The 13,285-nt window shown below is 38.0% G+C and carries 11 protein-coding genes and 3 pseudogenes; 4 read left to right on the top strand and 10 right to left on the bottom strand.

The features are described 5' to 3' along the window. Positions 1–39: 39 nt before the first annotated feature. The 4 genes and pseudogenes from CPZ25_RS09000 to CPZ25_RS09015 all read right to left on the bottom strand — a co-directional run bounded on the left by CPZ25_RS09000 (position 40) and on the right by CPZ25_RS09015 (position 4,200). On the bottom strand, positions 40–462 hold the full coding sequence (locus CPZ25_RS09000) for a MarR family winged helix-turn-helix transcriptional regulator (RefSeq protein WP_058693593.1): 423 nt from the start codon (positions 460–462) through the stop codon (positions 40–42). Positions 463–671: 209 nt separating this feature from the next. Then, positions 672–1,812 (bottom strand): annotated as a pseudogene (locus CPZ25_RS09005) (acyl-CoA dehydrogenase family protein). A 41-nt stretch (positions 1,813–1,853) separates the two neighbouring features. Continuing rightward, positions 1,854–3,412, bottom strand: a pseudogene (locus tag CPZ25_RS09010) (acyl CoA:acetate/3-ketoacid CoA transferase). 9 nt (positions 3,413–3,421) lie between these two features. Beyond that, positions 3,422–4,200: pseudogene (locus CPZ25_RS09015) on the bottom strand (enoyl-CoA hydratase-related protein). Between the two features lie 749 nt (positions 4,201–4,949). Here CPZ25_RS09015 and CPZ25_RS09020 point away from each other — a divergent pair. From CPZ25_RS09020 to CPZ25_RS09035, 4 genes are read left to right on the top strand one after another with little or no spacing between them, the layout of a single operon-like run. Further along, positions 4,950–5,105: a hypothetical protein gene (locus CPZ25_RS09020; RefSeq protein ID WP_118518637.1), complete on the top strand. Its 156-nt coding sequence runs from the start codon at positions 4,950–4,952 to the stop codon at positions 5,103–5,105. 15 nt (positions 5,106–5,120) lie between these two features. Further along, entirely contained in the window at positions 5,121–5,984 is an 864-nt protein-coding gene (locus CPZ25_RS09025) for an isoprenoid biosynthesis enzyme family protein (protein WP_058693592.1), read from the top strand. Between the two features lie 16 nt (positions 5,985–6,000). Next, positions 6,001–8,031 carry a sensor histidine kinase gene (locus CPZ25_RS09030; protein WP_096920248.1) on the top strand — a complete coding sequence of 677 codons (2,031 nt, stop codon included), beginning with the start codon at positions 6,001–6,003 and terminating at the stop codon, positions 8,029–8,031. Continuing rightward, positions 8,031–8,648 (top strand): response regulator transcription factor, encoded by a 618-nt coding sequence (locus CPZ25_RS09035; protein WP_058693590.1) that lies wholly within the window; start codon positions 8,031–8,033, stop codon positions 8,646–8,648. The genes CPZ25_RS09030 and CPZ25_RS09035 overlap by 1 nt, the downstream gene beginning before the upstream one ends. 42 nt (positions 8,649–8,690) lie before the next feature. Here CPZ25_RS09035 and CPZ25_RS09040 read toward each other — a convergent pair whose 3' ends face one another. The 6 genes from CPZ25_RS09040 to CPZ25_RS09065 form a co-directional block, all read right to left on the bottom strand. Next, complete coding sequence (locus tag CPZ25_RS09040; protein ID WP_074617493.1) at positions 8,691–9,320, bottom strand: stage II sporulation protein M; 630 nt, start codon at positions 9,318–9,320, stop codon at positions 8,691–8,693. Positions 9,321–9,421: 101 nt separating this feature from the next. Continuing rightward, a complete protein-coding gene (locus CPZ25_RS09045) occupies positions 9,422–10,243 on the bottom strand; it encodes a hypothetical protein (protein ID WP_096920249.1) in 822 nt (273 codons plus the stop codon). 103 nt (positions 10,244–10,346) lie between these two features. Next, the gene (locus tag CPZ25_RS09050) at positions 10,347–11,081 is read right to left on the bottom strand and encodes a peptide arginase family protein (protein WP_096920250.1); all 735 of its coding nucleotides are present in this window, start codon (positions 11,079–11,081) and stop codon (positions 10,347–10,349) included. Continuing rightward, complete coding sequence (gene dusB, locus CPZ25_RS09055; protein ID WP_074617490.1) at positions 11,074–12,048, bottom strand: tRNA dihydrouridine synthase DusB; 975 nt, start codon at positions 12,046–12,048, stop codon at positions 11,074–11,076. Before dusB ends, CPZ25_RS09050 begins: the two co-directional genes overlap by 8 nt. Continuing rightward, a complete protein-coding gene (locus CPZ25_RS09060; protein WP_058693585.1) occupies positions 12,049–12,834 on the bottom strand; it encodes a type III pantothenate kinase in 786 nt (261 codons plus the stop codon). Between the two features lie 18 nt (positions 12,835–12,852). Beyond that, positions 12,853–13,251 carry a thioesterase family protein gene (locus tag CPZ25_RS09065; protein ID WP_038353025.1) on the bottom strand — a complete coding sequence of 133 codons (399 nt, stop codon included), beginning with the start codon at positions 13,249–13,251 and terminating at the stop codon, positions 12,853–12,855. Positions 13,252–13,285: the final 34 nt, after the last annotated feature.

Consider the following 13,285-nt stretch of genomic DNA (forward strand, 5'->3'; position numbering starts at 1 on the left):
ACAGTGTACTGCCTGTGTGCTTTCAACCCCAATCACCTTTTATTTAAAATCTCCATTCGCAATAATCCGCAAATAGGTTTTAAGCTGTTCCTGCTGTTCGCTGTTCAAGTCCTTCAGCGCCTCAATATTGACCTCTTCAATAATTTTCAAAACAGGTTCTTCCAGCAGATTTCCTTTTTCCGTCGCGATAACCTGGACTTCTCTGCGATCCTCTACATTGACGATTCGATCAATCAGTCCTTTTTTCTGCATTCTGTCCAAAACCCCCGAAATCGTCGAAGTTTCAAGGCATAAGGTATCTGCGATCTGCTTAGGAGTATTGTAATCCCTGCCCCATAAGCAGTTCAACACCCCATACTGAGAGGGCGTAATATCATAAGGCGCCAACTTTTGACTCAGATATTGAAAAACATTATGCTGGGCTATCGTCAATAAAAAATTTATACAATCTTGTAATTCCATAAAAAATCCTCTATTCTAATTCTTTTGTTACAGAAATATTTACATTTTAAATAATTATATTTTATCCATTATTTTTTGTCAAATGAATTCGCACAAAAACTCCTGATTGGTAAACCATCAGGAGTTTTGGAGCTCTACGTAAAAGTCTGTAATACAGGATTCTTACATCAGGCGTATAGCATTTTATTAATGAAGTGTCCTAAGATTCATTATCTAAACAACTGACCGCTGATAACCAGCTTCTGGATTTCATTAGTTCCTTCGTAAATCTGAGTAATTTTAGCGTCACGCATCATACGTTCTACGTGGTAGTCTTTCATATACCCATTCCCGCCCAACATCTGCACAGCTTCTGTGGTTACATGCATTGCGGCATCGGTACAGAGTAGTTTTGCTTTTGCGGCTGATAAAGTATAAGGTCTTCCCTCTGATTTATCCAATGCTGCTTTGTATAGCATTAGTCGCTCCTGCTCAATCTGGCACTCCAGCTCGACCATTTTAAAAGCAAGGTACTGGTTCTTATACAATGGTTTGCCAAACTGCTCGCGCTGCATTAAATATTTCCTGGCGATTTCAAAGGCATCTTCTGCTAGCCCCAGTCCCTGTGCAGCAACCCCAATACGCCTCCCCGTCAAGGGTTTTCATGGCTACCTTAAACCCTTGTCCTTCTTCACCCATCAGGTTTTCTGCCGGAATTTTACAGTTATCGAAGATGAGCTCAGACACCTGTGCCGCACGAATCCCCATTTTATATTCAATTTTGCCAATTGAAAAGCCCGTAGTACCTTTTTTAACTAAGAAACAGGATAATCCTTTAGCTTTCTTTTTTGGCTGAGTTAAAGCATAAACTGCAAAATAATCTGCCAAAAGCCCATTTGTATTAAAACACTTAGCACCATTTAAAATGTAGTGGTCTCCTTCTCTGGCTGCGTTGGTGATACATCCGCCGGCATCTGAGCCAGCATTCGGTTCTGTTAGGCCAAATGCCCCAAAACTTTGTCCCGATAATACTGGCGGTAAAAATTCTCTTTTCTGCGCTTCCGAAGCAGCGTTAGATATGCTCCCACCATAGAGAAAGGTTGATACTGAGTAAGAAATAGCAACCGATCCATCAACCTTGACAATTTCTTCAACGGCAATGGCATAATCAAGATAATCTCCGCCCTGTCCGCCGTATTCTTTTGGATAAGGAAGGCCAATCAGCCCCATTTCACCCATTTTTTTATAAGCGTCAACCGGAAAAGTACTTTTCTCATCTCTTTCTCGGACACCTGGCAATAATTCTTTTTCCGCAAATTCACGTACAGCCTTCTGTAATGCCAATCTTTTATCATCTAACTGAAAATCTATTTAAAAACTCCTTTATATATATTTTAATATTTAAAAACTTTTTAATTACCTTTTATTCCCATTAACTCGTCCCGGAAAATCCTCCAATCCATGAGCGCCGGCTCTCCATCCATTTTAGGTACAAAGTTTATTTGATCTGGGACATCTTTTTTCATGTCAATCCCCGGGGCAATTTCAATGAGATATACACCGTCTTTTCTCAGTTCGAAAACAGCGCGCTCAATAATATACATAACCGGCTGGCCAGTTTTATTAGCATAATCTCCACTGAAGGTAATCTGCTCTACCTCTGTTATGAATTTCTTAGATTTTCCTTCCTGAATAATTTTGATTTTTCCGTCTTTAATCTCGGTCTTTAGCCCTCCAACGGTAAAAGTACCACAGAAGTAAACCTTCTTTGCGTTTTGTGTGATATTGATAAATCCACCACACCCTGCAATTCTTGGTCCAAATTTGGAAACGTTAATATTTCCTTTTTCATCTGCCTGAGCCAGTCCTAAAAATGCCAAGTCGACTCCACCATCATCATAAAACTCAAACTGATAAGCCTGATCCAAAATGCACTCTGGATTGAGTGCTGCGCCAAACTGTGATCCCCCCCCCTGTGGAACACCGCCAATCGGACCGGCCTCAACAGTCAACGTCATATAATCGTCAATTCCTTCTTCATTTGCGACACGAGAAATATACTCAGGTATACCAATTCCGAGATTAACTACACTGTCTTCCCTAAGCTCGAGCGCAGCCCGTCTTCCAATAATCTTTTTGGTGCACATACAGTCTGCTTTTGTATCATCAGGCGGTGACTGTGTTGTACCTGTCAGTGAGGCATCAAAAGAATGTCCGAAACACTGCTGATGATCCCCTTCTTCCACAACAACGACAGCGTCAACATAAATTCTGGGAATTTTTACCAACCTTGGATCAAGGCTGCCACCCTATACAATTTTTTCGACCTGTACCACTACCTTTCCGCCGCTGTTTTTAGCCGCTTGAGCAATGGAAGTTCCCCCCAAGAGAAGCGACCTCATTTTCAACCGTAATATTTCCATATTCATCGGCATAGCTTCCTCTTAAAAAAGCAACATTGACTGGAAATGCCTTGTAAAGTAATTTTTCCTGGCCATTAATATCAATCAACTCGACAATGTCATCTTTGGTGATCTCATTTAGTTCCCCCCTGATTTCTGGGATCGACAAAGGTATTTAAACCGACATGCGTAATTGTTCCGACACGATTTCCCGCAATATCTCTGAAAAGCTGAGAGATGGTTCCCTGCAGCAGATTATAACCTTCTATTTTATTATCAATTACCATTGTTCCAAGCTGAGGAACCATATTCCAGTGAACGACGATAACACGTTTTACCATTCTCTCATGGGCAAAGTGATCCGCACCACTGCCATCCCTGTTGCACTGGACTGCCGCGTAAATCAAGGTCAGGTTTTCAGGATCCCCAGTTTCCAAAAAGCATTTTTCCAATTCTTTTGTCAGTGTTTCAGGACAGCAACTCCCCACAAAACCTCCAGTAACAATGATTTGATTGTTTTGAACCAAATCCGCTGCTTGTTTGGGTGTTAAAACAGGTATATGTTTCATTTCATCACCCTAAAAATCCTTTAAATCAGCTTTTCTTTTTTCCAGAAATGAACTCATACCTTCTTTTTTATCATTTGTGGAGAATGCCAGATCAAAAAGATCTGATTCAAATCTGCAACCTGAAGCCAGATCAACATCCATACCGGTATTTATAGCCGATTTTACCAGCGCTACTGCATAGCTTGCTTTGCTGATAATTTTTTCTGCCATTTTCAAGCAGCTGCTCATAAGCTCATCCTTTGGGACAACTTTATTTGCCAGGCCAATCCGATAAGCTTCCTGTGCATCAATTTGATCTGTTGTAAAAATCAGTTCTTTTGCTCTCCCCTTTCCTACAAGTCTCGGTAAACGCTGAGTTCCTCCAAAACCAGGAAGTATTCCAAGATTTACCTCTGGCTGAGCAAACTTTGCATTATCAGCCGCAATGCGAATATCGCAGGCCATAGATAATTCATGGCCTCCCCCTAAAGCGTAGCCATTAACCGCTGCGATTGTGTCACCTGTGGAATATTTTCAAGCTTCGCAAATGCTTTATGGGCCAGCAGACACATCTGCCGTCCTTCTGCCGGAGTACCATTCACCATTTCTGCAATATCTGCACCTGCTACAAAAGCTTTCTCGCCAGATCCGGTTACGATTACAGCTTTAATGTCTTTACATTCCTCGATTTTGCCTACAAGCTATTTTAATTCTGAAAGTGTTTCACTGTTCAGAGCATTGAGCGCTTTCGGACGATTAATTGTAATCACACCAATTTCATTTTCCACATTAAATAATAAATTGTTCATTTTAGAACGCCCTAAAAATCCATTTTATATAAAAATCTTGGATGTACATATTTTGTACAAAAATAGATAGCACGCAATCTATATAGGTTATAAAAAACCATCTCTCGACGTTTCTTTATAAAAATATCTTGCATGCAAATTACTTGTTGGCTATAATATACATCCACACTCTTTTCTGTCAAGAGCTTTTCAAAATTTTTGAAATTTCTAAAAAAATACCACCATCAATACATTGGGAGACCATTGATGGTGGAGAGAGGGGACTTGTAAGAGAATAAATCCTATACGTTTTATATTTTACACTGTATTCTAAAAAAAAGATATACGTAAAAAGTGCAAATTTCATTATTTTTATAAACTTATTCTTATTTTCTGCATAAAACGCTTTTTTAAAATTTCTCTTTTCTTCGCTCGTTACCGTTTGTCCGAAAATAGATTAATAAAATCAACAAGATCACAACCATTGTTAAAACAAAAAGAAAAACAATCAATGAATAGCTAACTTGATGTGGATCAGCTGCTAAATTGATCAATAATAAAAAAAACATTGTAATTGCTACTTTTAAAGCAATCCTCATTCTTTCTTTCATGTCATTGCCCTTTATACATATTAATTCCTATCTTTATTTTATATTATTTTTTTTAAAAAAGATATACGTAAAAAGTGCAAGTTTCAAAATCTCATTGCTTATTTTTTAAAATAGCTTTATAATATAAGTAACGAAAATTAATAATTAAAGGAGAAAAAAATGGAAGCTACAATGAACTATGACGTATGGGATATTGTTCAATCAATTAAAAAAAATGAAACCAAACTCGATGACTGGAAAGAAAAATTATCTCCAGAAACCTTTAAAGAAATTGCCGATAGTTTCAAACTAAATCTGGAAAATGCTTCTTGGTAAAACAGAATTAGTATAATGAAATTTGATAACGATACTCATATCAAAGAAAATATCTCTTATTTAAAAGAGATATTTTTTAATAAGTTAAAAGGCTCTTTTAGTTGGGGAGAGTTCAGCCTCTATTTAAATGCAATATCAAAAAATACAGATATCACAGCATTAGTTCAAAAGGATTATGACTTCGCTTTGAAAATCGAGGCGTTTATCATTGCAACTGATTGTCTGGATGATTTGATGGACGGCGACAACCCTAGTTTTAATGCACTTGTTGATCCTGTCTGCTTTACACGTAAATTTATAAACTACAGCCTTCGCTCAATTTATGATTGTCTGGATTCTCTAAAGACTAAAGAGCTTTTTACACATACGCTCAGAAAATCGTTATCCGCGCAGGAAAAGGATATAAAAAATAAGCTGACCTTGAATTCCTCGGAGATGGATTATTTTACCAGTGGTATTGACCGCTCCGTTTATCTTCTATATGCCATTGTTCAGATCTCTGCAAAAAAGAAACAAAAGGATCTTTTTGCTTTTTCCTATTTTTTTGCTGCGTCAAATCAGCTAAAAAATGATCTGGCAAACATCATTTCAGATTCTGGCTCTGACCTTTGGGATAGAAAAGCAACGCTTCCAGTCATTAAGGGGCTTGAAGCCGCCAGACATGGTGAACCAAAAATTTTTCGTTACTTTATAAATTATTTTGTGCACAGTGATCTCAGCTATTTTGATCATATTCGAAAATTTATTTGTGACTCTGGTGCGATTGAGTACTGCCAGTATGTTTCAAACCAATGTAAAAAGGAGTCTTATCGATGCCTAAATAAATCCTTTCCAAATTCTGAAAGCGTTATTGAACAATTTTATCATTATATAAGCTAAATTTAAAGGATTCATTATGATGACCTATAAAAAACACTTGTTTATTATACTCTATTTGATATTGTCCCTGCTTATCTATATTTATGGCCTGTTAAATTATAAGGTGCTTTTCCTTCCGATAATCGTCAGCAATTTAACCTTTATATTAAATTTATTGATTGTCTATTGTTTATTAAACACAAAAAATAACCTGTCCATCGCTTTGTTTATTCTTTTACTCGCTGTAATTAATTGGATTCTAATTTTATTGATGTTTGCAGACCTTAACTATGCTTATGCAGCGGATCTATTAATGTTCTATTTTTCATTTTTTCTTCTGATTTTTTTCCTGAGCCTGGCTGAACCTCGTTTTTGGAAAAGATACAAACTTTATATCCTTTTTCAACTATTTTTAGATACATGTACTTATATTGTTTATATGAATATTTCTGATATCATTTTGGCTAAAGCTGTTCTGTTTTTTACTAACGTCCTCTCTGCCTTATACATTTGTTTTTATGTATACTACCGATATTATCATTCTCACTATATCACCAAAACGGTAAGGCTGATCGTTTTTGGCATTTTGGGCTCCTTTCTGCCCTATTTACTTCTTACCTTTTTGCCGCGTTTTATTTTGCCAGCTTTTAGCCCTCCATCCTTTGGTGACTGGACACTTTACTTTCTACTTGTCCTGCCGCTTATTTTCACTCATGTTTTAATTAAGCAAAACTTACAGATTCGGGATCGATGGAATATAAATCCTTTCACTAATTTCTGGATTTTATGCTTTTCGTTTTTATGTATTGACCTGACATTATTTTTTATCTTTCAGCCAAAGTATACGGAGTTGTTTATTTTTAATAATGTTATGCTTGTCTTTATTATACTTTATGACCTCTCCTTTTCCGTCTACTTGTTCTATCGCCAAAAAAAACTTGGAGAAATTCTTCAGAATTTTGAGCAGGAAAAGATAGATATTACCAAACAGCTCCTTTCTTATGACCAGCTTGAAAAAACAGGGACTCTTGTAAGTGAAATTCTTAAAACAGGAGTGGCTTTTGAAGGCATTGCTATTATTTGGCTAAAGGAGGAGAATAATCCGATTTTTTTAAGTAAAGAAGGCAGTCTCTCAAATTTCAGCTTATCGAGTATTAAAAAAGAAAATTTGGTTAATGAATCACCAAAGCTCTTTATTGATCGTGAATTAAATTGTATCAGCATACCTTTAGTCAGACTCCAGAAAAAAGTTGGACTCATTATTTTATCCCGCCCTTCTTTCTCTGCCTTTGACCAAAAAGAAATGCTGACACTTCAGAGCTATTCACAGACCATCACGGATATCCTCGTGACCAGTATCTGGATGTCTGAAAAACAAAATCATAATATTCTGTCCAGCTTTGCTGCCTCTGAACGTTTGGCCTATCTTGAAAGCCTTGATTTGGCAGAAAAAGATAAAAAAAACCTTTCATCCTATTTACACGATGACATATTACAGGATGTTCTCAGCATAAAAAATCTTTCCTCTACCTTGGATGGGCCAGAGGAAACCCTTAATCTCATTGATGAAATTTTAAGTAAAATCAGTTTGTCGCTCCGGCGGCAGATGCTGGAGCTTTACCCTTCTTTTTTAACCGTTACACCATTAGACGACAGTATGATTAATCTTGTTGGCAAATTAAACCAAAGCTATGGGCAGGCCATTGCCGTTGATTTACAGCTTCCCGAGGATAGCGACATCACCATTGATGAAAAATTTATGGTCTATCGCATATTGAAGGAGCTGGTTACAAATGTGTTCAAACATGCTAAAGCAAAAAATATATGGATATCACTGATAGAAAGTCATGAAAACAATCATTTTTGTCTGACAATTGAAGATGACGGCGTCGGTGTTGATACTGAGCATTTTTCATTTACAGACATTGCCCAGAACCACCTGGGCCTTGTAAAAATAAAACAGGAAATTACCTTTCTCGGCGGGAGTTTCCAAACTAAGGGAGCCCTCAATCAGGGTTTCTGTATCAAAATGACTTTTCCCAGAAAAAAACAGGAGGATAAAATTTAATGAAGCTCTTATTAGTTGATGATCACGATCTTTTTGCCACAAGTCTAAAGGTTGTTTTAGAACGTTTTGAAGATATTGAGGAAGTAGCTATTTTGAAAACTCCTGACTCTCTGTGGCCTTTTTTGGCAACAGAAGTGTTTTCCCTGGTTATGTTGGATATCCATCTTGGCAGCGTCAATGGTCTGGACATTGGACGACAGGTTAAGGAACGCTATCCTAAAATTCCTATTGTTTTTTTAACAGGCTTTGATTTGGCTGAATACCAATATCAGGCCAATGAAATAGGGGCGAACGGTTTTTTTAATAAAAGCATTGCCCCCAGAGAGCTCTACGCTGCTCTGAAAAAAATTGTCAACGCTGAGCCTCTGGAACAGGAAAAGCAGATACCTGCCCGTCCAAAACATGGGTACCTGTCACCAAAAGAAATTCAAACCCTGGTATTCGTCAGCCAGGGGCTCAACCGAAGTGAAATTTCCGAAAAACTGTCCGTCAGCAAACGAACCGTAGAAACCCTGATGCAGCATATTTACAAAAAACTAGGTGTTCAAAATGCTTCCTCAGCTGTTGTTGAGGGCATTAAGCTTGGTATAATCCAAATTTTACCTGAAGAAGAATAAAATAAAAGCAGTGCCATCACCAATGGACACTGCTTTATCTTTTTATATGGCAAAATTTATTAACAAAGGGGTAAGGTAGCTTTCGATCAGCGCTGCAATAATCAGTAGTGGAACAATGATCAGCAAATAAGTTCTCAGCACGTTAATAAGCTCATCCTTAAGCCGGATACCTGAATTGGATTTACAGACAATGATACACAATGTCTTGCAAATATAAAACCCCAAAGAAATTCCTAAAAACAGAGCTGTTAGCTCAAAAATACCATGCGGTAGAATTCCAAATATAATCATCTTTCCAACGGAGGCAGCTCCCGTCATTTTTATCATTGCAAAAACAACGGACAGTGAACCTGCGTTAACAAGCATAACCCATACCGGAAGGAATAAAAAAGGCATAAAGCCCAGCAGTATCGATATGGTTGTAGCCTGGAGATTATTAAAAAACAGACCGCCAGATGAAATACGGCCATCTGCGCCTAATATATCCTTACTTAAAATAGCTTCTGTAAATTGCTTGAACAGCGCTACCACCATTTCCTGATGTTCCAGCAACACAAAATAAAGCAGGACACTGACCCCTAAAAATACAAATGACAGAATAATAAAAATCCAAAGGATTTTTGATCTCAAAAATTTCCCGACCTGAAAATATTGCTCTTTAATAAAATTCATCGGTTTTCTCCTCGTGACTATATTAATTCCATTATACTTGCATTTTCTTCAAAGCGCAATTATTTTAAAATAATAAAAGCACCCCCATCGAGGTGCTTCATTTAAGCTTCTACAATCCTCAAATTATAAATTCCATGATAGACATCACCTGTTTTATCTAAATGTAAAAAGCCTGCTGTTTTTTCTCCCAGCACATTTTTAAAACTACATTTAATATCAACATCCTTCGCCGATGTCAGTGGAATATACAGGTCGATTCCAATCGTATTATGCGGAGGTATGAGTAACGCATGATCCATGCCCTTTGTACCCTTTATCTCTTCATTTAATGCTTCCAGCCCAATGCTGATAACAGGCAAATCACTTTCATTTTTAAGATGGCACGGAATTTTTACCCAATCTGTTTTTTTATTAATCGGAATTACCAGCTGTTTATGATGCTCTAGATCTCCTGGCATTGGAAGGCTCTCAACCTTTTTTCCATTTTGGGGATACAATGTAATAAAAGATAGCTTCGCAACATCAATCGGTTCTTTTTCATTCTTTTTTCCAGCGCCATATCCTCTGTTAACATAAAACGCACTGAACGCCAATGTCAGTGTTCCGGCATAAATTAAGAGGCCTGTAAAGATCATAACCCACTGATTGACATTATATGCATTGAACCAGGCATTTCTTATATCGCCACAGAGAATAAAAACAAATGCTAAAATAAAGGGCAAAACCGCCATAAGAATCAGCATCCGAAACAAAAATCGGTTTTCATCCTCTTTTCTAAATTTAAAAAAGAAATATCCCCCAGCTAAAATAAACGGAAGCATTAACACTAAAAGATTCTGTATACCAAAACCGACCAACAGAATCAATACGCAAATAACAGCATAGAGTCTACTGAACCATTCTTCTTCATAAAGATTTTTCATTCTATATACAAACGCTCCTTCAGAACTTTTTCTCTATTTTAGCATACTTGGTTTAATCTGTCTGAAAAAACAAAAAGAATTTAATATTTAAGCGTTTTCCGTTTTATTCTATGAATTGTTTTATCAATGCAATCAGACTATTCTCACATTCTTCGATGGTAAAACTTTCCATTTTCAAATGCTCAAAATATGTAGCAGACCGGGCGCAGGTGATAACATCTGCTTTTTTAAGCAGTTTTCTAAAAACAGACATTTCGCTGGGTGAAGCAATAAAATTCTCCTGCCTCATAAAATAATCAAGATCAATATCTAAAATTAGAAACAGATGTGCCTGATTGCTTAAGAATGATAAATCAAATCCTGCTGCACTAAACATTTCATTTTTTAATGTCCCAAACTTTTCCTCAGGCACCAGATAATGATTTCCCGTCGTATAACAATGTTTTTCCATACAATTAATCATATGATAATCTATAAGATACCCCAATTCCATAGCTGCATTGATATGCTCATCATTTCGCATTAAGGGCATCTTTTCAGCCAGAGTATTTAAATTCAACGGATCAATGGTTCCCAAAATTTTTTTCTGAAATAAAGAAAACAGTTTTTCTTCTCTTTCCGGATCAACGGCCACTGCTTTTTGATAAGCATACAGCCAAAAAGGGGGATTGGTGTCAGGATGGTAATCAATACTGACTAATATGCCGGGAATACCACGCTTTAGCGCTTCTCTGGCCCATATCAGCAAAGCATATTGATGATTGTCCACAATAAAAATTTTCTTTTCACGAAAAGGAATAATCCGCAAATTTTGTTCTTTTAAAAGCTTATCAACCATAATTTTCTTCCATGTATTGGTTTAAAAGTGTCAGGACTTCTTCTTTTGTACATACCTTAAAAATTTCATTTCTCAGATTGGTCGCGTTCTTCAGACCTTTTGTATAAGCGGCCAAATGCTTTCGCATTTCCTTAATGGCCGCTTCGGGCCGCTTCATCATATCAACCAGTTCAACGTGTTTAATGGCGGTCTGAATCCTTTCTTCCGGGGTGGGCATCGGCAATGTCTCACCTGTAGAAAGCCGATAATTAATTTCACGAAAAATAAACGGATTGCCGACCGAGGCCCGGCCAACCATCACAGCATCACAGCCAATCGTTTCAAAGGCCTCGACAGCCTTTTCACCACTGTCTACATCGCCATTTAAAATAATAGGAATTTTGCTGTTTTTTTTGACTTCACCGATAATTTTCCAGTCTGCTTTTCCTGAATAAAAAGCTTCACGCGTTCTGCCGTGGATGGTATGAGCATCGGCTCCTGCTTCCTCAATAATTTCAGCTACTTCTCTTACATTAACGTTCTGAGCATCCCAGCCGATACGTGTTTTAATAATAACAGGCTTTTTACTTGCTTTTTTTATGGCTCGGACAATCTCTCCAAGACGTTTTGGGTTTCGCATTAATGCTGAACCTTCGCCATTTTTAACAATCTTGGGCGCCGGACAACCCGCGTTAAAATCCAAAAATGCAAATGCGGTGGGATTAATATATTTTTCCACAACTTCGCTTAATATTTCAGGCTCTGACCCGAAAAGCTGAATTCCTGCCGGCGTTTCCTGATCACAGGTAAGCATTAACTCCGCTGTCTTTTTGTCCTTATAATAAAGTCCCTTGCCGCTGATCATTTCACTGAAAACAGCGCCTGCCCCGTATTTCTTAGCAATCAAACGAAATGGCAGGTTAGTATAACCTGCCATCGGTGCTAGAAATATACGACTCTTTATTTCTATATTTCCTATTTTAAACATCTATCTTCCTCTGGATGTCTTTATGTTTTTATCATGAATTATCTTAAGGCCTTTTAATGAAAGCTGAGGATCAAATATATCAATGGCTCTTGTCTCCTCATGGAACATTCTTCCATAGCCTCCTGTTGCAACTACCTTAATACCCTTTGTCCCTATTTCTTCAATCATCCTTGAGACAATATACTCAACCTGGCCAATATAACCATAAACTAAACCGGCCTGCATGCTGGTAACAGTATCCTTCCCCAATATCGAGGCAGGTTTTTCAATTGCAATATTGGGAAGCTGAGCGGCATTCCTGAAAAGTGCCTCGGCCGAAATCTGTATACCAGGTGAAGTGACCTTGGCGACAAACGCGCCGTTTTTATCGACATAATCATAGGTGGTCGCTGTTCCAAAATCCAGTACAATGACTGGTCCGCCATATAGATTGTACGCAGCTACAGCATCGATAATCCGGTCTGCGCCCACTTCTGCCGGATCGCTGGTTTGAATGGGCATCCCTGTTTTTATCCCTGGACCCACCACAAGAGGCTCAACGCCAAATAGTTTTTTTATCCCATTATTGAGAGAATACATAATATTGGGGACTACAGAAGCTGCTATCACGCTTTCAACTTCATGGTAATCCAGATGATCATTTTCAAAAAATCCCTGAAACATTACTGCATATTCATCAGAGGTCCTGGGCGTTTTTGAAACAAATCGCCAGGAGCAGAGGATTTCGTCGTCTTTAAAGACCCCGATTTCTGTATTTGTGTTTCCTACATCAATGACTAAAATCATGCGCTATTCTACCTCTGTCTACTTAGGATTTTTTTTCTGGAGAACTTTCCCCATAAACTTCATCTTCTGAACAACAAAGCGCTGGTGTGTTCCTTCGCCAATCTTTTGAACGGTATCCCAGGCTTCTACTGTAAAATCCAAACGTCTGCTTTCAATATTGGTAAGCACCACCTTTATGCGCACCTTCATTCCCACTGGTGTGGCTGCAATGTGGTTTAAATTAATGTTGACCCCAACTGTTGTCTGCTCGTCGGGCAAGCACAGCTCTGCCATCTCATAGGCCGCATTTTCAGCCCATGCCACTAAAATCGGGGTTGCCAGGACCTCAAGCCCTCCACTCCCCATTGTCTGAGCCGTTTCAGTACGGGTTACCATATAATCTTTTTTAAGCTCCATACCAACTTTAAGTTCTTGCATCTTAATTATTCCCTTCTTTTCTTGGTCGTCTATT

Source organism: Eubacterium maltosivorans (assembly GCF_002441855.2).
Taxonomy (GTDB): Bacteria; Bacillota; Clostridia; order Eubacteriales; family Eubacteriaceae; genus Eubacterium; species Eubacterium maltosivorans.

Bases quoted from the DNA above. Each gene is read 5' to 3' on its own strand.
- CPZ25_RS09000 (WP_058693593.1), bottom strand. From the start codon at position 462: ATGGAATTACAAGATTGTATAAATTTTTTATTGACGATAGCCCAGCAT.
- CPZ25_RS09020 (WP_118518637.1), top strand. From the start codon at position 4,950: ATGGAAGCTACAATGAACTATGACGTATGGGATATTGTTCAATCAATT.
- CPZ25_RS09025 (WP_058693592.1), top strand. From the start codon at position 5,121: ATGAAATTTGATAACGATACTCATATCAAAGAAAATATCTCTTATTTA.
- CPZ25_RS09030 (WP_096920248.1), top strand. From the start codon at position 6,001: ATGATGACCTATAAAAAACACTTGTTTATTATACTCTATTTGATATTG.
- CPZ25_RS09035 (WP_058693590.1), top strand. From the start codon at position 8,031: ATGAAGCTCTTATTAGTTGATGATCACGATCTTTTTGCCACAAGTCTA.
- CPZ25_RS09040 (WP_074617493.1), bottom strand. From the start codon at position 9,320: ATGAATTTTATTAAAGAGCAATATTTTCAGGTCGGGAAATTTTTGAGA.
- CPZ25_RS09045 (WP_096920249.1), bottom strand. From the start codon at position 10,243: ATGAAAAATCTTTATGAAGAAGAATGGTTCAGTAGACTCTATGCTGTT.
- CPZ25_RS09050 (WP_096920250.1), bottom strand. From the start codon at position 11,081: ATGGTTGATAAGCTTTTAAAAGAACAAAATTTGCGGATTATTCCTTTT.
- dusB (WP_074617490.1), bottom strand. From the start codon at position 12,048: ATGTTTAAAATAGGAAATATAGAAATAAAGAGTCGTATATTTCTAGCA.
- CPZ25_RS09060 (WP_058693585.1), bottom strand. From the start codon at position 12,834: ATGATTTTAGTCATTGATGTAGGAAACACAAATACAGAAATCGGGGTC.
- CPZ25_RS09065 (WP_038353025.1), bottom strand. From the start codon at position 13,251: ATGCAAGAACTTAAAGTTGGTATGGAGCTTAAAAAAGATTATATGGTA.